Below are 17,061 nucleotides of genomic sequence, written 5' to 3'. Positions count from 1 at the left end.
GCGCGCGTGCTTTCCGGTTGAAAAGCCTGATAACGTTGACTACGCAGGAACCCAGTGCCTCGTAGTCTTAGGAGCAACGCGGCGTGCCTCAGGACAAGACCGGCGAACCGCGACAGTCGGCGGGCAACAAACTATCGGTCCTGCGCAAGCACCCGATCTTCGCGGATCTGGAGCCGGACGCGCTCGATCAGCTCTGCCGCTACGCCAAGCACACCACGGTCAAGCGCGGCGCAACGATCGCCGCCAAGGGCGATCCCGGCAACAGTCTGTTCGCGGTGATCGCCGGCACAGTCAAGATTTCCTCTTCGTCGCCCGATGGACGGAATGCTATCCTCAATCTGATCGGCCCGGGCGAAATTTTCGGCGAGATCGCAGTGCTCGACGGCGCTCCCAGGTCGGCGGATGCGACCGCCAACACCAATTGCGAGCTCTACGTCATCGATCGTCGGGACTTCCTGCCCTTCGTGAAGAGCCAGCCGGCGCTGGCGATGAAATTCATCGAGCTGCTGTGTGCGCGTCTGCGCTGGACCAGTCAGCAGGTCGAGCAGGTGATCCTCCAAAATCTGCCGGGCCGGCTCGCGAGTGCGTTGCTGGGCCTCACCGAAGAGCGCAAGCTCGATTCCGGCAGCGGCACGCTCGCCATCACGCAGCAGGAGATCAGCGAGATGGTCGGGATGACGCGCGAGAGCATCAACAAGCAATTGCGCGCCTGGGCCGGCCGTCACTGGGTCCGCCTCGAGCACGGCGCCATCGTCGTATTGGATACCGACGCACTGCGCGAGCTCGCCGAGAGCGGCCTCGACGGCGAGTGACGCTTCTGGCCTAGTTGTCGATGATGGCGACCGCGCGGGTCCAGCCTGCGGAGGCGCGCTCGATCTTCACCGGGAAGCACGAGATCGTGAATCCGGTCGAAGGCAGCAGGTCGAGATTGTGCAGCTTCTCGAGATGGCAATAGCCGATATGCCGTCCCGCCTTATGGCCCTCCCAGATCAGGCCGGCATCTTTTGTTTCGGCATATTTCTTGGCGGTGTAGACGAACGGCGCATCCCAGCTCCAGCCGTCGGTACCGGTCAGCCGCACGCCGCGTTCGAGCAGGTACATGGTGGCTTCATAGCCCATGCCGCAGCCGGAATTGACGTAGTCGGCCTTGCCGAATTTTGCGCCGGCGCTGGTGTTGACGACGACGATCTCCAGCGGCGACAGCCGGTGTCCGATGCGCTTCAGCTCCTTCTCGACATCCTCGGCACTCGCCACGTAGCCGTCGGGCAGATGCCGAAAGTCGAGCTTCACGCCGGGCTGAAAGCACCATTCCAGCGGCACCTCGTCGATGGTCCACGACCGCTCGCCGCGGTTCATGGTCGGATGGAAGTGCCAGGGCGCATCGAGATGAGTGCCGTTGTGGGTGGAGAGCGAGACCTGCTCGACCGCCCAGCCCTGGCCGTCCGGAAGGTCGTCCGCCTTGAGGCCGTCGAAGAACTGCAGCATGCGCGGCAGGCCCTGCTGGTGATCGATATACTGGATCGTCGGGTGATTGCCGGGCGGATCGGCGGTCACGTCGTTTGTGAGCGGCACCGAGATATCGATCAGCTTCCGCGGCATGGGCATTCCCTCAAGTAGATCCGGAAGTTTCCGACATCTTGAGGGGCCATCTTGGTAGCGTCAATTCACCATGACTTGCCCCAGACCGATCGATGCAACTCTTGCATTGATCGATGCCGGATTTGGCTTGGACAGAGAATGCCGGCCGCCCTAGGGACGACTTGGTGCTTGACTTCACACCTGAAGTGGAGCGACCCAAGGCGGCCAGCAGCCGCCCCGACAACGATATAATCAATCCAATCAACCAGGAGGAAAGCCCAGATGAAGACGCTAACCGGTATCATCACAGCCGTTGCACTGGCGGTTTCAGCGTCCCTGGCGACCGCACGCGATTTCCGCTCCGCCGACGTGCACCCTGCCGACTATCCGACCGTCGAGGCCGTCAAGTTCATGGGCAAGCAGCTCGCAGCCGCGAGCGGCGGCAAGCTCGGCGTGAAGGTGTTTCCCAATGGGGCCTTGGGCTCAGAGAAGGACACGATCGAGCAGCTCAAGATCGGCGCGCTCGACATGATGCGCATCAACTCATCGCCGCTCAACAACTTCGTGCCCGAAACCATCGCCCTCTGCCTGCCTTTCGTCTTCCGGGATACGCAGCACATGCGCACCGTCCTCGACGGGCCGATCGGCGATGAGATCCTGGCCGCGATGGAGCCTGCGGGCCTGGTCGGCCTTGCCTACTACGACAGCGGCGCGCGCTCGGTCTACACCGTCAAGGCACCGGTCAAGTCGCTCGCCGACCTCAAAGGCCTGAAGATCCGCGTGCAGCAGTCCGACCTGTGGGTCGGCATGATCCAGAGCCTCGGGGCCAATCCGACTCCGATGCCGTATGGCGAGGTCTATACCGCGCTCAAGACCGGCCTCGTGGACGCTGCCGAGAACAACTGGCCGTCCTACGAATCCTCGCGTCACTTCGAGGCCGCTAAGTTCTACAACGTCACCGAGCACTCGCTCGCGCCCGAAGTCCTGGTCATGTCGAAGAAGGTCTGGGACACACTAAGCAAGGACGATCAGGCCATGATCCGCAAGGCAGCCAAGGAATCGGTCCCCGTCATGCGCAAGCTCTGGGACGAGCGTGAGCAGGCCTCCCGCAAGACCGTCGAGGCAGCCGGCGTTCAGGTCGTCACCATCGCCAACAAGCAGGAGTTCGTCGATGCGATGAAGCCTGTGTACCAGAAGTTCGCCGGCGACGAGAAGCTGCAGAGCCTCGTCAAGCGCATCCAGGACACGAAGTAGAAGCACGGCGGATCGGGTCCGGCGTCGCTGCAAGGTGACACCGGACCCTCGCGAGAGAGGCGCGGGATGACAGACCCACACGTCGCAGATCACGAGCAGGAGGCGGTCACGGGACGGCCGTCCACCGGCCTGCTCTCGCGGATCAATGCACCCATCGCGCGCGTGGGCATGTATCTGTCGGTGGCCGGACTGGTCGTCATCGTCACCATCGTCTTCTACCAGGTGTTCGGACGCTACGTGCTCAATTCCAGCCCGACCTGGACCGAGAATCTTGCCCTGGTCCTCATTCTGTATGTCACGCTGATCGGCGCCGCCGTCGGCGTGCGCGATGCCGGACACATCGGCATGGACAGTCTGCTGGTCATGCTTCCGCATCATGTGCGCGAGAAGATCGAGATCGTGATCCACGTCCTGGTGGCCGTGTTCGGGATTGCGATGGCCTATAACGGCTGGATCCTCGGGGCATCGGTCGGCACCGTGAAGATCCCCAATCTCGGCCTGCCCGAGGTGATCCGATACGTGCCGCTGATCGCCTCCGGCATCCTGATCGTTTCGTTTTCAATTGAGCACATCATTGCGCTCCTGCGCGGCGAAGAGGTCGTCCCCTCATGGAACTGATCATCCTCGGCGCCACCTTCTTCGGCTTTCTCGTCCTCGGCGTACCCGTCGCCTTCGCGCTCGGCCTGTCGGCGATCTGCACCATCCTCTACGAAGGCCTGCCGGTCGCCGTCATCTTCCAGCAGATGATGTCGGGGATGAACATCTTCTCGTTCCTCGCCATTCCGTTCTTCGTCTTCAGCGGCGAGCTGATGCTGCATGGCGGCGTCGCCGACAAGATCGTGAAGCTCGCCAAGAACCTCGTCGGGCACATCAGCGGTGGCCTCGGCATGTCGAACGTGGTTGCCTGCACGCTGTTCGGCGGGGTCTCGGGCTCGCCCGTAGCCGACGTGTCGGCGATGGGCGCGGTGATGATCCCGATGATGAAGAAGGAAGGGTTCGACACCGACTACGCCGTCAACGTCACCACCCACGCCTCGCTGGTCGGAGCCTTGATGCCGACCAGCCACAACATGATCATCTATGCGCTGGCCGCCGGCGGCAAGGTCTCGATCGGCGCGCTGATCGCCGCGGGCCTTTTGCCGGCGCTGGTGCTGATGGTGTGCATGCTGGTCGCCGCCTATGCGGTCGCGGTGAAGCGCGGCTATCCCGCCGGCAAGTTCCCGGGCTGGGCCGAGGTTTTCCGCTCGTTCGCGGCCGCGCTGCCGGGCCTGCTGATCGTCGGCATCATCCTCGCCGGCATCCTGTCCGGCGTCTTCACGGCCACCGAATCCGCCGCCGTTGCGGTCACCTACACGATCCTGCTGACCTTCTTGATCTACCGCACCATGACTTTGCAGAACTTCCTGCGGGCCGCGGCCAAGGCGGTGAAGACGACGGGTGTGGTGCTGCTCCTGATCGGCGTCTCCACCATGTTCCAGTACCTGATGGGGCTCTACGAGGTGGCCGACTTCGCCGGCGATTTGATGAGCAAGGTGTCGACGCAACCCTGGATGATCTTCCTGCTCATCAACATCATCCTGTTCGTGCTCGGCACGTTCATGGACATGGCGGCGACCATCCTGATCTGCACCCCGATCTTCCTGCCGATCGCGATGAAGGCGGGCATGGATCCGGTGCAGTTCGGCATGCTGATGCTGATCAACTGCGCCCTCGGGCTCAACACTCCGCCGGTCGGAACGACGCAATTCGTGGGCTGCGCCATTGGCGGCATCTCGGTGGGGGCGGTGATGCGGACCATCCTGCCGTTCTATGCAGCGCTGATCGCAGCGCTGATGTTCGTGACCTACGTTCCTGCATTCTCGCTGTGGCTGCCGCGTCTTTTGATGGGCTACAAGGGTTAGCAGCACCAGGGAGAAGCTATCAGTGACGGACTATCGCAAGCTCTTCGATCTCACCGGCAAGACCGCGGTCGTGCTTGGCGCCGCTTCCGGCATCGGCAAGTCATCGGCCGAGGCGCTTGCGGATCTCGGCGCCCGCGTCGTCTGCGCCGATCGCGCGTTTGATGCGGCGGAGGCAACTGCCGCCGGCATTCGCGACAAGGGCGGCTGGGCGGAGGCAGCTAGTTGCGACGCCGCAAGCGCTGCTGATGTCAATGCGCTAGCCAAAACCGTCATGCAGAAGTTTCCGCGGCTCGACATTGCCGTGACGACGCCGGGGCTCAACATCCGCAAGACCATCCTCGACTACACCGAGGAGGATCTCGATCGCGTCCTCAATCTCAACGTCAAGGGCACGGTGTGGTTCTTCCAGGCTTTCGGCCGCATCATGGTGGAGCAGAACGGCGGCAGCATCATCGCCTGCTCCTCGGTGCGCGCGGTCACCATCGAGCCCGGCCTCGGCGTCTACGGCTCGACCAAGGCAGCGATAGGCCTCTTGGTGAAGGGCTTTGCCTCCGAGGTCGGCCATGCCGGCGTGCGCGTCAACGCGATCGCGCCCAGCATCGCCGAGACAGCGCTGACCGGCCCATTCAAGCAGCGGCCCGACATTTACAATCTCTACGCCGGCCACACCGTGTTCAATCGCTGGAGCAGCGCCGACGAAGTCGCGACTGCCGTGGCCTATCTGGCCTCGGACGCCGCGAGCTATGTCAGCGGCAGCACGCTGTTCGTTGACGGCGGCTGGACCGCGGTCGACGGTCCGCCGACCGGGCTCACCCAGCTGCACAAATAGGCCGGCCGTTTAGTCGGCAAAGCCCACGCGCCGGCGCAGTTCCCTCCGGTCTGCGCCGGTCAATAGTGCCACCAGCGCAGCGGCCTCCTTTGGATGTGCGGCCCGCGCGGTGACGCCGGCCGTGTACATCGTCACGAGTTCGCAGCCCGGCGGCAGTGATCCCGACAATGCGATGCCGTCGGTGGCAATAATCTCGGTGGCCTGAGTACAGCCGATCGGCCTTTGCGCAGTGGAGGCCGCAAGCTCGCGCATCGCCGTCGCGCCGTTCGGAAATATCTTTAGGCGCGAAGCAACCTCATAGGCGATGCCGAGCTGATCCAGCAGCTTTGCGATGTGCTGTCCCGCCGTGGACGCCTTCGTGTCCGGGACGTAGATGGCGTCGGCGGAACGCAGCATCTCGCGCAAATCGGCTTCGGTCTTCACCTCCACCCGGGGATCGCGGCTGCGGACCGCGAGTGCGGTCTCGACCCGGCCGACATTCGCGATCGAGGAGGGAATGACGAGCGTCTCCTCGGCCAGTTTTGCGAGGAGCGCCTGCGTCAGGATCACGAGATCGGCCGCCGTACCGGCGCGCAGCTTGTCGGCCATGATGCCGACTGCGCCGAACTCGCCGTCGATACTGAGGCCGGTCTGCGCCTTGAAGGTCTCAGTGAGGCCGCGCACCAGGCCTTGCGCGGCACCCCCGCTCAAAATGTTCACGGTGGTCACGATGCAAGCTCCGCAGCTGCAATGATCCGGTCGCGCGTAATCGGCAGGTCGCGCACGCGTACGCCGAGGCAATCGTAGACCGCATTGGCGATCGCTGCCGTCACCGGGCCGTGCGCGGCTTCACCGGCGCCGACCGGCTCGATCTCGGGCCGTTGGATGATCTCGACATCCACCGCCGGCACCTCGCTGAACCTCAGGATCGGATAGTCGGTCCAGGAGACCGAGGTGATGCGCGTCCGGTCGAAGCGGACGCGCTCCTTCAGCACCCAGCTCGTGGCCTGGATGGCGCCGCCCTCGATCTGATTGACGACGCCATCGGGATTGATGGCCTCGCCGACATCGACCGCAAGCGTCAGCCGCTTCACGCGGATGTCCTCCGCGCCTTCAATCTCCGCAATCGCGGCGCAATAGGCCCCCGTGTTCTTGTAGCGGGCAAAGCCGGCGCCGTAGCCGATGCCGGATCGCTTCTGCGGCTTCCACTGCGCGCGTCCCGCTGCGACGCGGATCACGTCCTTCGCCCGTTCGTCGCGCAGGTGGCGCAAGCGGAATGCGATCGGGTCCTCGCCCCGCAGGGCCGCGATCTCGTCGATCAAGGACTCGATGGCGAATAGGTTGCCTTGCGCGCCGAGGGTCCGCAGCGCGGAGGTGCGCACGGGCATCGTCAGCAGCCGGTGGCTCGTGATCGTCCAGGCTGGAAAATCATCATAGAGAGGTACGGAGTTGCGATCACCGCCGCCGCCATTCGCAGCCGGTGGATTGGAAGAGATCATGCGCGGATAAGGGTTCTCGATCTCGCTAGCCGCGAGCAACGCCGGTTGCGCCGCGCGTCCGGGCCGCGCCGCATGGCCGTTGCTCCAGATCGCATGGCGCCAGCCGACGATCTCATTGTCCGCATCGAGGTCAGCCTCGATCTCGATGGCCATCGCCGCACCAAACGGCGCATGGCTCATCTCGTCATGGCGCGACCACTGTACCCGCACCGGACGGCCGCTGGCCGCTTTCGCCAGCAGCACGGCATCGAGCGCGACGTCGTCGGCCGCGTTGTGACCGTAGCAGCCGGCGCCCTCCATGTGCTCGACGATGATGCTTTCTGCGGGCAGCTTGAGCACGATCGCGAGATCAGCGCGCAGCAGATAGATGCCCTGGCTGTGCGTCCAGACGTGGACCCGATCACCCTCCCATCGCGCCATGGCGCAGGAGGGCGCGATCGAGGCATGCGCGATGTAGGGGCGGGTGTATTGCCGGCGCAAGGTCCGCATGGCTTGCTTCGGAGAGGTCGCCGTCCTGGCGTCGATGACGGTGGTCTGGACCGGCTGGCTTTTCAGGAAGCCCGCGAGATCGTATTCATCGGGCAGCGGTTCGCCGGTCGACCATGTCGCGCCCTTGCGCAAGATCTTCAGAGCGGCTTCCGCCGCGGCCTCGCTGTCGGCAACCACGCCTGCAAAGCTGCCGTCGCGGACGACCGCGACGAGGCCGGGGACCGCACCCGTCGCGACTTCGTCGAGAGCAATCAATTTGGCGCGCGAGACATCCGGCCGCAGCACGCGCCCGTGGAGCAGGCCAGGCAGCGCGCAATCGTGGATGAATCGTGGTCGTGCGAACACCTTGTCGGGAATGTCGACCCGCGGGACCGAATGTCCGGCGAGGGCGCGCCCCGCAGGGCTCTTCGCTGGTGCGCCCGCGGTGGCGTCGCGGTCGAGCGAGACCTCGCCAGCGAGCTCCCAATAGCTGGTCCTGACATTGCCGGGACCCGAGATCGTGCCGTCATCGATATCGAGCAACGCTGCATCGACACCGAGACGTTCCGATGCAGCCGCGAGGAAACGTTCCCGCACCTCGGCGCAGGCATGGCGCAGCGCACGGCCGGATTGCTGGATTGACAGGCTGCCCGAGGTGACACCTTCGTTCGGGCTCATCGCCGTCGAGGCGCGGATCATGTCAATGCGGCCGAGATCGACGTCGAGCTCGTCCGCCGCGATCTGGGCCAGCGCCGTGACAATGCCCTGGCCGATCTCGACCTTGCCGGGCGAGATCGCCACGCGGCCGCCATCGGTGAACTGCACCCAAGATGACAGCCTGGGATTGGCCACGAGACTGACCGGCAGTTTCGGGGCAGGCGAGATCATGGCTCGGCCATCTCAGAGGCTGCGCGCAGCACGGCACGGACCATGCGATTATGCGATCCGCAGCGGCACAGATTGCGGTCGAGCGCCTCTCTCACCTCGGCCTCCGTCGGCGACGGATTCCGTTTCAGCAGCGCGGCTGCGCTGATCAGGATTCCTGAGACGCAATAGCCGCATTGCATCGCCTGCTCGGCGATGAAGGCGCGTTGCAGCGGATGCGGCTGCTGCATTGTGCCGAGGCCTTCCACCGTGACGACGTCCTTGTTCTCGACCGACCACATCGGCATGTCGCAGGAGGTCATCGCGCGGTCGTCGACCATAACATGACAAGCGCCGCACTCACCGGCTCCGCAGCCGAAATGCGGACCGGTGACGCCGAGCCGGCTGCGCAGCACGTCGAGCAGCGTCTGGTCCGGATCGACGTCCACGGCGATCGCTGCGCCATTGAGGCGGAATTGAAGAGAGGGCATGAGCAGTGCGGCCTCAGGACCTGTCGAACTTCTTGACGACATCGGCCCATTTTTCAATGTCGCCGCGCAGGAATTTGTCGAATTCCTGCGGCGTCATCGACATGGGCATGGCGCCCTGTTCGGTCCAGAGCTTGACGATGTCGGGCCGCTTCACCATTGCGTTCACCGCCGCATTGAGCTTGTCGATGACGGCCTTGGGTGTGCCCGCGGGCGCCATCAGGCCGAGCCAGATCGTGGCCTCGTAACCAGGCACCCCGGCTTCGATCGCGGTCGGCACGTTCGGCAGCACCGCGGAACGCTGCTTGCCCGTGGTGGCGAGCGCGCGGACCTGGTTTTCGGCGACATTCGGGGCCATTGCCGGCACCGCGTCGATCATCATCTGCACCTGTCCGCCGATCACGCCGCTGCGCGCCTCGCCGCTGTTGCGATAGGGCACGTGGACGATATGGATGCCCGCCATCGCTTTGAACAGCTCGCCGGCCATGTGATAGGGCGTGCCCTGGCCGGAAGAGGCGTAGTTCAGCTTGCCCGGCTGCGCCTTGGCGAGCGCGATGAACTCTGGCAACGTCTTCGCCGGGACCTGCGGGTTCACCACGATGACGAGATCGGAATAGTTCACCGGCGCGATCGGCGCGAGGTCGCGCATCAGCTCGTATTTGCGCTTGTCCGGCGTCAGCAGCGATTCATTCGCGGTCTGCGTATTGGACATCATCAGCAACGTGTAGCCGTCGGCCGGCGATTTCGCAGCTTCCACCGTGCCGATGACGCCACCTGCCCCGGTGCGGTTCTCGATCACGAAGGGCTGGCCAAAGCTCTCCTGGAGCACGTTGCCGATCAGCCGGGCCGCGACGTCCGCCGGCCCGCCGGCGCCAAAGGGCACCACGATCCGGACTGCGCGGTTGGGATAATCCTGCCCGGAGGAGGGGGATGCGGAGAATGCTGCGAGCAGGCCGGCGGCCAGCGCCAGCATGAAGCTTCGGGCTGTCATGCCCACCTCCCTGATATCGTTCTTGTTGGCCGGTACTGTAGCGGCAGGGAATGCGGACTGTCGACGCCTCACGGCAGTGATTGGGCCGGGAATACCGGGCGGATGTCGGTGTGGCGGTCCGCATTTCGCGGCCGCAGCAGGAACCTGCAGCATGCGCGGTTTGAGCAAATCGCATGGGCCTTGCCGGATAAATGCGCTCGGCCGGCTGGTAATTTGGTGTTACGAACTGGACATGAACCAGCACGCCAAGATCGAGATCCGCCATTCGACCTGTCCGCACGACTGCCCCTCGGCCTGCGCCCTCGATGTCGAGGTGGTCGAGGGCCGCAGCATCGGCCGCGTCCGCGGTTCGAAAAAACAGACCTATACGGCCGGCGTCGTCTGCGCCAAGGTCGCCCGCTATGCCGAGCGCATCCATCACCCCGAGCGGCTGACATTCCCGATGCGCCGCATTGGGCCGAAAGGCTCCGGTCAGTTCGCGCGCATCTCGTGGGACGAGGCGCTGGACGAGATCGCGGCACGCTTCAACCAGGCCGAGCGCGAGTTCGGCGCGGAATCGGTTTGGCCCTATTACTACGCCGGCACCATGGGGCTCGTGATGCGCGACGGCCTCAACCGTCTCACCCATGTGAAGAAATATTCGCGCTTCTATCAGACCATCTGCGCCAACGTCGCGCGCATCGGCTTCGCGATCGGCACCGGCAAGATCGCCGGCGTCGATCCGCGCGAGATGGCGCTGTCCGATCTCGTGGTGATCTGGGGCACCAATCCCGTCAACACCCAGGTCAACGTGATGACGCACGCCTCTCGTGCCCGCAAGGAACGCGGCGCGAAGATCGCGGCGGTCGACATCTACGACAATGAGACCATGAAGCAGGCCGACATCAAGATCATCCTGCGCCCCGGCACCGACGGCGCCTTCGCCTGCGGCGTGATGCATGTCCTGTTCCGCGACGGCTATGCCGACCGCGCCTACATGGATAAATACACGGACTGCCCTGCCGAGCTCGAGGCGCATCTGAAGACGCGCACGCCGGAATGGGCGTCCGCCATCTGCGGCGTGCCCGTCGCGGAGATCGAGGCCTTTGCCAAGGCGGTCGGCGAGACCAAGCGGACCTTCCTCCGCCTCGGCTACGGCTTCACCCGCTCGCGCAACGGCGCGACGCAGATGCATGCGGCGCTCTGCATTCCCGCGGTGACGGGCGCCTGGCAATATGAAGGCGGCGGCGCCTTCTTCAACAATTACGCGCTGTGGCATTTCAACGAATCCATCATCGAAGGCCACGACGCCATCGACAAAACCACCCGCGCGCTCGACCAGTCGCAGATCGGCCGCATCCTCACCGGCGATGCCGAAGCTCTGCAGGGCAAGGGTCCGGTCAAGGCGATGCTGATCCAGAACACCAATCCGATGACGGTGGCGCCGGAGCAGGCGCTGGTGCGGCAGGGCTTTGCGCGCGAGGATCTGTTCGTCGCGGTGCACGAGCAGTTCATGACCGAGACCGCCGAGATGGCCGACATCGTACTGCCGGCGACCATGTTCATGGAGCATGACGATCTCTATTACGGCGGCGGTCACCAGCACATCTCGGTCGGGCCGAAGCTGATCGATCCGCCCGGCGAATGCCGCTCCAACCACGAGCTGCTGCAGGCGCTGGCGCCGCGGCTCGGCGCCAAGCATCCGGGCTTCGAGATGACGCCGCGTGAACTGATCGACGCGACGCTGAAGCTGAGCAATCACGGCGACATCGCCGGCCTCGAAGCCGACATCTGGCGCGACCTGCAGCCGGACTTCCGCACCTCGCATTATCTCGACGGCTTCGCCCACGCCGACGGGAAGTTCCACTTCAGGGCGGATTGGGCGCACCCGCCGTTCGGCCAGACGATGGGCGATTTCGACAAGATGCCCTCGCTGCCGGACCATTGGGCCGTGATCGAGCATACCGACCAGGACCACCCGTTCCGCCTCGCGACCAGCCCCTCGCGCAGCTTCCTCAACACGACTTTCAACGAGACGCCGTCGTCGCAGGCGCGCGAGGGCAGGGCCAGCGTGATGATCCATCCCCTGGATGCAGCCACGCTCGGCATCGCCGATGGCGATGCGGTGACGCTCGGCAACAGCCGCGGCGAGACCACACTGGTTGCAACCCTGTTCGAGGGCGTGCGGCGCGGCGTGCTGATTGCCGAATCCGTTCACCCGAACAAGGGCCATATCGGCGGCCGCGGCATCAACATGCTGACGGGCGCGGACACGATCGCTCCGATCGGGGGGGCCGCGTTCCACGACAACAAGGTCTGGATCAGGAAAGCGGTCGCCTGAGTGCGCATGGGGATCGCCGCGCAATTGTGTCGAGGCGCTAAAGCGGCGCGGCCCCGCAGTTTGCGCTTGCACCTCTCGCTCGAGCTGCCGCAAATGGCTGCAAAACGGAGCCAAGGAAGCGAGCGTGCCATGACCGACACCACTGCCGTCATCATCGAAAAGCGCGGGCAGGCGCTCTGGATCACCATCAACCGGCCGGAGAAACGCAACGCGCTGAACGGCGACGTCATCGCGGGCATCACACGTGGCTATCGCGACGCGCATGAGGACAAGGACGTCCGCGTCATTGTGCTGACGGGCGCGGGAGACAAGGCGTTCTGCGCGGGCGCGGATCTGCAGAACTCCGGCGCGGCGTTCGCGATGGATCATTCCAAGCCGAATGTCGACTATGCCGACCTGCTGCGCCTGTCCCAGAACGCGACCAAGCCGGCGATCGCGCGCCTCAGTGGCGTCTGCATGGCCGGCGGCATGGGCCTGCTCTGCATGACCGACATGGCGGTTGCCGCCGATCACGTCGTCTTCGGCCTGCCCGAGGTGAAGGTCGGCGTGTTTCCGATGCAGGTGCTGAGCCTGTTGCAGAGGATCGCGCCGCCTCGTCTCGTCAACGAATGGGCGCTGACCGGCGAGCCGTTCGATGCGAAGGCCGCGCAAGCTGCGGGCCTGCTCAACTACGTCGTGCCCGCCGCCGAGCTCGACGCCAAGGTCGACTGGCTGATCAGCCGCATCGTCGACAAATCCCCGACCGCGATCCGCCGCGGCAAATACGCCATGCGCGCCATCGCCGCGATGTCGTTCGATGAGAGCATCGCCTACACCGAAAGCCAGATCGCGCTGCTGGCAATGACCGAGGACGCGAAGGAGGGGCTGAAGGCGTTCAGCGAGAAGCGCAAGCCGGTCTGGACGGGGAGGTGAGGATGGAGCGCGAAGGAACGACGCACGCACGTACACCGTGACTGTCATGCCGGCGACCCGGCTGCGCCAAGGCTTCGCCGGGGTGAAGGTCCAGGGGCGCCGAAGCTTTAGCGAAGGCGGCAGACGGTGATCCGCTTGCCATCGTGCAAGCCATTTGTAGCCCGTGTCGGGATGGGTATTGAACCGCCGGCAGAGCTCCCGCCGGTTCGCTCCCTCCTGCATCGCAAGCCGCACGAACTCCCGCCGCTGATCCATCACCGACACCTCTCGCCAGGGCATGGACTTGGCCTCCTTTACTGCCAAATCCCTGCACTATGATGTGTCGGCTATGTCCCCGAACACCCGTCGGTCATGTCCCCGGGCTGAACATCAGACCGGGCGATGACAACGAAAGTGTAGTGAGAGCGTGCCACCAGCTCGTCATGGCGAGCGGAGCGAAGCAAATCCAGAGACCTTTCCGCTGCGGGCAGCGAACGACCTTGTAGCCTGGATGCAGACCGCTACCCCGCGTTCGCCTTCAACCCCGCCGCCCGGATGCCCGCCACCGCGCAGGCCTCGTCATTGTCGGAGGTGTCGCCGGAGACGCCGACCGCGCCAATCAGCGTCGTGCCGTCCATGATGAGCACGCCGCCGGGAACAGGCACCAGTGCGCCCTTCGCAATCGTGTTCACGGCGTCGATGAAATAGGCCTGCTCCTGCGCGCGCTGGAATAGCGCCCGCGAGCCCATGCCCATGGCGAGGGCGCCATAGGCCTTGCCGTGGGCGATCTCGGCGCGCATCAGGCTGGTGCCGTCCTGCGCGGCGGCGAGCTTGAGCACGCCGCGCGCGTCGAGAATGGTGACGACCAGCGGCTTGAGCTTCAGCTCGGCGGATTTTGCGAAAGCGGCGTCGAGGATCTTGCGGGCGGTGTCGAGCGTGAGGTCAGCCATGGCTGGTTTCCTTTGCAGCTGGAGAAGTGGAATCGGTTTCGGCGCGATCGAGGCTCATCGCCAGCACGCGCGCGACGTGAAGGGCCTCGCGCTGCGTGCCGTCGCGGATCTGATGGCGGCAGGAGGTGCCGTCGGCGACGACCAGCGTATTCTGATCCGCACGCCGGACGGCCGGCAGCAGCGACAGCTCGGCCATCTCGATCGAGGCATCGTAGGTGTCTGCGCCGTAGCCGAAGGCGCCGGCCATGCCGCAACAGCTCGATTCGATGGTCTCGACCTCAAGGCCGGGGACGAGCCGCAGCACCTGCTCGACCGGCTTGAACGCGCCGAAGGATTTTTGGTGGCAATGGCCGTGCACCACGGCCTTGTCCGCGACGGTCCCGAGCGGCAATTGCAGCCGTCCGGCCTCGGCGTCGCGCACCAGGAACTCCTCGAAGGTCAGCGCGTGGGCGCCGACGGCCTTGGCGTCGTTGTCCTTGCGCAGCGATGCGAGCTCGTCGCGCAGCGTCAGCAGGCAGCTCGGCTCCAGGCCCACGATCGGCACGCCGCGCGCGGCGAAGGGCGCGAAGACCGACACCAGCCGGTCGAGCTCGGCTTTGGCTTCGTCGACGAGACCTGCCGAGAGAAACGTGCGACCGCAGCACAAAGGGCGGCTGCCGTTTGCAGGCTTCGGCATGTGAATGCGATAGCCGCCAGCCGTGAGCACGCGCAGCGCGGCGTCCAGGTTCTCGCGCTCATAGATGCGATTAAAGGTGTCGGCGAACAGCACGACCTCGCGGCCGCTTTCCGGCCCGACGCTTTCGGCCGGCGGCACGAACACGTCGCTACGGAACGCGGGTAGCGCCCGGCGCGCGCTGATGTCGGCATAGCGCTCGAACAGCTTTCGCAGCAGTGGGCTGCGGTTGCGCAAATTCGCCAGCGGGGCGAAGCGCGAAGCAAGGCGGGCATAGCGCGGGAGGTAGCCGACCAGGCGGTCGCGCAGCGTCAGGCCGTGGCTGGCGGCCCGCGCCGCGAGCACCTCGATCTTCATCTTGGCCATGTCGACGCCCGTGGGGCATTCGTGGCGACAGGCCTTGCAGGAGACGCAGAGTTTTAAAGTCTCCATCATCTCGTCGGACGCGAGCGCATCGGGGCCAAGCTGGCCGGAGATCGCGAGACGCAGCGTGTTTGCACGTCCTCGCGTGACGTCCTTTTCGTTGCGCGTCGCGCGGTAGGAGGGACACATCACGCCGCTCTCCAGCTTGCGGCAGGCGCCGTTGTTGTTGCACATCTCGACCGCGCCCTGGAAGCCGCCGCCGGCGCCGGGATAGGCCGACCAGTCGAGCTTCGTCGTCAGCTCGCCGACGCGATAGTCGGGCTTGAAGCGGAACAGCGAGCGGTCGTCCATCTTGGGCGCATCGACGATCTTGCCGGGGTTGAGGACGCCCTTGGGATCGAAGCGCCGTTTCACCTCCCTGAAGTCGGCAACGAGACGCTCGCCGAACATGGTCTCGTGGAATTCGGAGCGCACCAGGCCGTCGCCATGCTCGCCCGAATGCGAGCCTTTGTACTCGCGCACCAGCGCGAAGGCCTCTTCGGCGATGGCCCGCATCGCTTTGACGTCCTTCTCCAGCTTCAAATTCAGCACCGGGCGCACATGCAGGCAGCCCTCGGAGGCGTGCGCATACATGGTGCCGCTGGTGCCGTGCCTTGCAAACACTTCGTTCAGCCGTGCGGTATAATCGGCGAGATGCGGCAGCGGCACGGCGCAGTCCTCGACGAAGGAGACCGGCTTGCCTTCCTGCTTCATCGACATCATGACGTTGAGGCCGGCGGCGCGGAAATCGGCAATGCCGCTCTGCAGCGCCGGCTCGGTGATCTCGACCACGCCGCCCCATTTGCGCGTGTCGTTGCTCCAGCCGAAGCCGAGATCGCCCATCATTTCGGTGAGCTGCTTGAGGCGCAAGAGATTGTCCGCCTGGTCCTCTTCCGCGAACTCGACCACCAATACCGCGTCCGGATCGCCCTTGATCGCCGCGGAGATGATCGGACGAAACATCGCGATGTCGCGGCCGAGTGCGATCATGGTGCGGTCGACCAGCTCGACCGCGATCGGCTTGAGCTTGACGAGGTGCTGGGCCGCATCCATCGCCTCGTAAAAACTGCCGAAGTGACAGACGCCGAGCGCCTTGTTGCGGATCACGGGCCACAGCTTCAGCTCGACCTTGGTGGTGAAGGCGAGGGTACCTTCCGAGCCGACCAGGAGATGCGCCATGTTGTTCGGCGCATTGCGGGGCACCAGCGCATCGAGATTGTACCCGCCGACCCGGCGCTGCACTTTCGGGAAGCGTGCCGCGATCTCCTCGGCCTCGCGTGTGCCGAGATCGAGCATGTCGCGGAATAGGGCGCGGGTGCTGTCGGGCGCATCAACGTCGGAGAGATCGCGCGACACCTCGCCGAAGCGGCTCAGCGTGCCATCAGCGAGCGATGCCTCCATCGAGAGGGTGTTGTCGCGCATGGTGCCGTAGCGCAAGCTGCGGCCGCCGCAGGAATTGTTGCCGGCCATGCCGCCGATGGTGGCGCGCGAGGCCGTGGAAACGTCCACGGGAAACCACAGGCCGTGTTTTTTGAGCTGACGGTTGAGGTCGTCGAGCACGATGCCGGGCTCGACGACGCAGGTTCGGCCCTCGACATCGAGCGACAGGATCCGGTTCAGGTGCTTGGAGAGATCGACCACCAAACCGTCATTGACCGTCTGGCCGCATTGCGAGGTGCCGCCGCCGCGCGGGGTGACCTTCACCCCCTCGTCGCGGGCAATCGCCAGCGACAGCAAGGCCTCGTCCATGGTCCGGGGCACCAACACGCCGGCCGGCATGATCTGGTAGAACGAGGCGTCGGTGGCGTAGCGGCCGCGGCTGAAGCGGTCGAACAGGACGTCGCCGGTCATTTCCGCGCGCAGGCGTCGTTCGAGCGAGGAGGCGTTGGTCATCCCTGATCCCGAGGTGATCCACAGGGGCGTTCCGCCCAGCGGATTATTCACTCTTGCGTTTGCCGGTTACATTATGAATTC

General features: G+C 65.0%; 14 protein-coding genes and 1 pseudogene. 7 read left to right on the top strand and 8 right to left on the bottom strand.

The genetic code is table 11. From position 1 onward, the window contains the following. Positions 1-83: 83 nt before the first annotated feature. Entirely contained in the window at positions 84-812 is a 729-nt protein-coding gene (locus tag EAV90_RS17545; protein ID WP_129144163.1) for a Crp/Fnr family transcriptional regulator, read from the top strand. 10 nt (positions 813-822) lie between these two features. Here the strand turns inward: EAV90_RS17545 and EAV90_RS17540 are convergent, their stop codons facing one another. Next, a complete protein-coding gene (locus EAV90_RS17540) occupies positions 823-1,599 on the bottom strand; it encodes a cyclase family protein (RefSeq protein WP_129144162.1) in 777 nt (258 codons plus the stop codon). Positions 1,600-1,860: 261 nt separating this feature from the next. Here EAV90_RS17540 and EAV90_RS17535 point away from each other — a divergent pair, with 261 nt between their 5' ends. The 4 genes from EAV90_RS17535 (at position 1,861) to EAV90_RS17520 (ending at position 5,562) form a co-directional block, all read left to right on the top strand. Further along, a complete protein-coding gene (locus tag EAV90_RS17535) occupies positions 1,861-2,832 on the top strand; it encodes a TRAP transporter substrate-binding protein (RefSeq protein ID WP_129144161.1) in 972 nt (323 codons plus the stop codon). Between the two features lie 66 nt (positions 2,833-2,898). Next, entirely contained in the window at positions 2,899-3,450 is a 552-nt protein-coding gene (locus EAV90_RS17530) for a TRAP transporter small permease (protein WP_122402269.1), read from the top strand. Beyond that, positions 3,441-4,733, top strand: a complete 1,293-nt coding sequence (locus EAV90_RS17525) for a TRAP transporter large permease (protein ID WP_129144160.1) — start codon at positions 3,441-3,443, stop codon at positions 4,731-4,733. The genes EAV90_RS17530 and EAV90_RS17525 overlap by 10 nt, the downstream gene beginning before the upstream one ends. Before the next feature lie 22 nt (positions 4,734-4,755). After that, positions 4,756-5,562 carry an SDR family NAD(P)-dependent oxidoreductase gene (locus EAV90_RS17520; protein WP_129144159.1) on the top strand — a complete coding sequence of 269 codons (807 nt, stop codon included), beginning with the start codon at positions 4,756-4,758 and terminating at the stop codon, positions 5,560-5,562. A gap of 9 nt (positions 5,563-5,571) precedes the next feature. Here EAV90_RS17520 and EAV90_RS17515 read toward each other — a convergent pair whose 3' ends face one another. From EAV90_RS17515 to EAV90_RS17500, 4 genes are read right to left on the bottom strand one after another with little or no spacing between them, the layout of a single operon-like run. Continuing rightward, a complete protein-coding gene (locus EAV90_RS17515) occupies positions 5,572-6,270 on the bottom strand; it encodes a molybdate ABC transporter substrate-binding protein (protein ID WP_129144158.1) in 699 nt (232 codons plus the stop codon). After that, positions 6,267-8,396 carry a xanthine dehydrogenase family protein molybdopterin-binding subunit gene (locus tag EAV90_RS17510; RefSeq protein WP_129144157.1) on the bottom strand — a complete coding sequence of 710 codons (2,130 nt, stop codon included), beginning with the start codon at positions 8,394-8,396 and terminating at the stop codon, positions 6,267-6,269. Before EAV90_RS17510 ends, EAV90_RS17515 begins: the two co-directional genes overlap by 4 nt. Beyond that, positions 8,393-8,863, bottom strand: coding sequence for a (2Fe-2S)-binding protein (locus EAV90_RS17505; RefSeq protein WP_129144156.1), 471 nt, complete (start codon positions 8,861-8,863; stop codon positions 8,393-8,395). Before EAV90_RS17505 ends, EAV90_RS17510 begins: the two co-directional genes overlap by 4 nt. 13 nt (positions 8,864-8,876) lie before the next feature. Next, entirely contained in the window at positions 8,877-9,851 is a 975-nt protein-coding gene (locus EAV90_RS17500; RefSeq protein ID WP_164936985.1) for a tripartite tricarboxylate transporter substrate binding protein, read from the bottom strand. A 232-nt stretch (positions 9,852-10,083) separates the two neighbouring features. Here EAV90_RS17500 and EAV90_RS17495 point away from each other — a divergent pair, with 232 nt between their 5' ends. Together EAV90_RS17495 and EAV90_RS17490 are read left to right on the top strand one after the other, a co-directional pair. After that, a complete protein-coding gene (locus EAV90_RS17495; RefSeq protein WP_129144154.1) occupies positions 10,084-12,171 on the top strand; it encodes a molybdopterin oxidoreductase family protein in 2,088 nt (695 codons plus the stop codon). A 129-nt stretch (positions 12,172-12,300) separates the two neighbouring features. Continuing rightward, positions 12,301-13,083 carry an enoyl-CoA hydratase/isomerase family protein gene (locus EAV90_RS17490; RefSeq protein ID WP_122402277.1) on the top strand — a complete coding sequence of 261 codons (783 nt, stop codon included), beginning with the start codon at positions 12,301-12,303 and terminating at the stop codon, positions 13,081-13,083. Between the two features lie 123 nt (positions 13,084-13,206). Here EAV90_RS17490 and EAV90_RS17485 read toward each other — a convergent pair. The 3 genes and pseudogenes from EAV90_RS17485 to EAV90_RS17475 form a co-directional block, all read right to left on the bottom strand. Continuing rightward, positions 13,207-13,362: pseudogene (locus EAV90_RS17485) on the bottom strand (helix-turn-helix domain-containing protein); the annotation flags it as partial. Between the two features lie 221 nt (positions 13,363-13,583). Beyond that, positions 13,584-14,012, bottom strand: a complete 429-nt coding sequence (locus EAV90_RS17480) for a GlcG/HbpS family heme-binding protein (RefSeq protein ID WP_122402278.1) — start codon at positions 14,010-14,012, stop codon at positions 13,584-13,586. Next, positions 14,005-16,980 carry an FAD-binding and (Fe-S)-binding domain-containing protein gene (locus EAV90_RS17475; RefSeq protein WP_129144153.1) on the bottom strand — a complete coding sequence of 992 codons (2,976 nt, stop codon included), beginning with the start codon at positions 16,978-16,980 and terminating at the stop codon, positions 14,005-14,007. The genes EAV90_RS17480 and EAV90_RS17475 overlap by 8 nt, the downstream gene beginning before the upstream one ends. Between the last annotated feature and the right edge of the window lie 81 nt (positions 16,981-17,061).

It is taken from the genome of Bradyrhizobium vignae (genome assembly GCF_004114425.1).
GTDB lineage: Bacteria > Pseudomonadota > Alphaproteobacteria > Rhizobiales > Xanthobacteraceae > Bradyrhizobium > Bradyrhizobium vignae.
The sequence above is the reverse complement of the archived record's forward strand: the minus strand, read 5'-3'. Positions and strand labels throughout refer to the sequence as shown.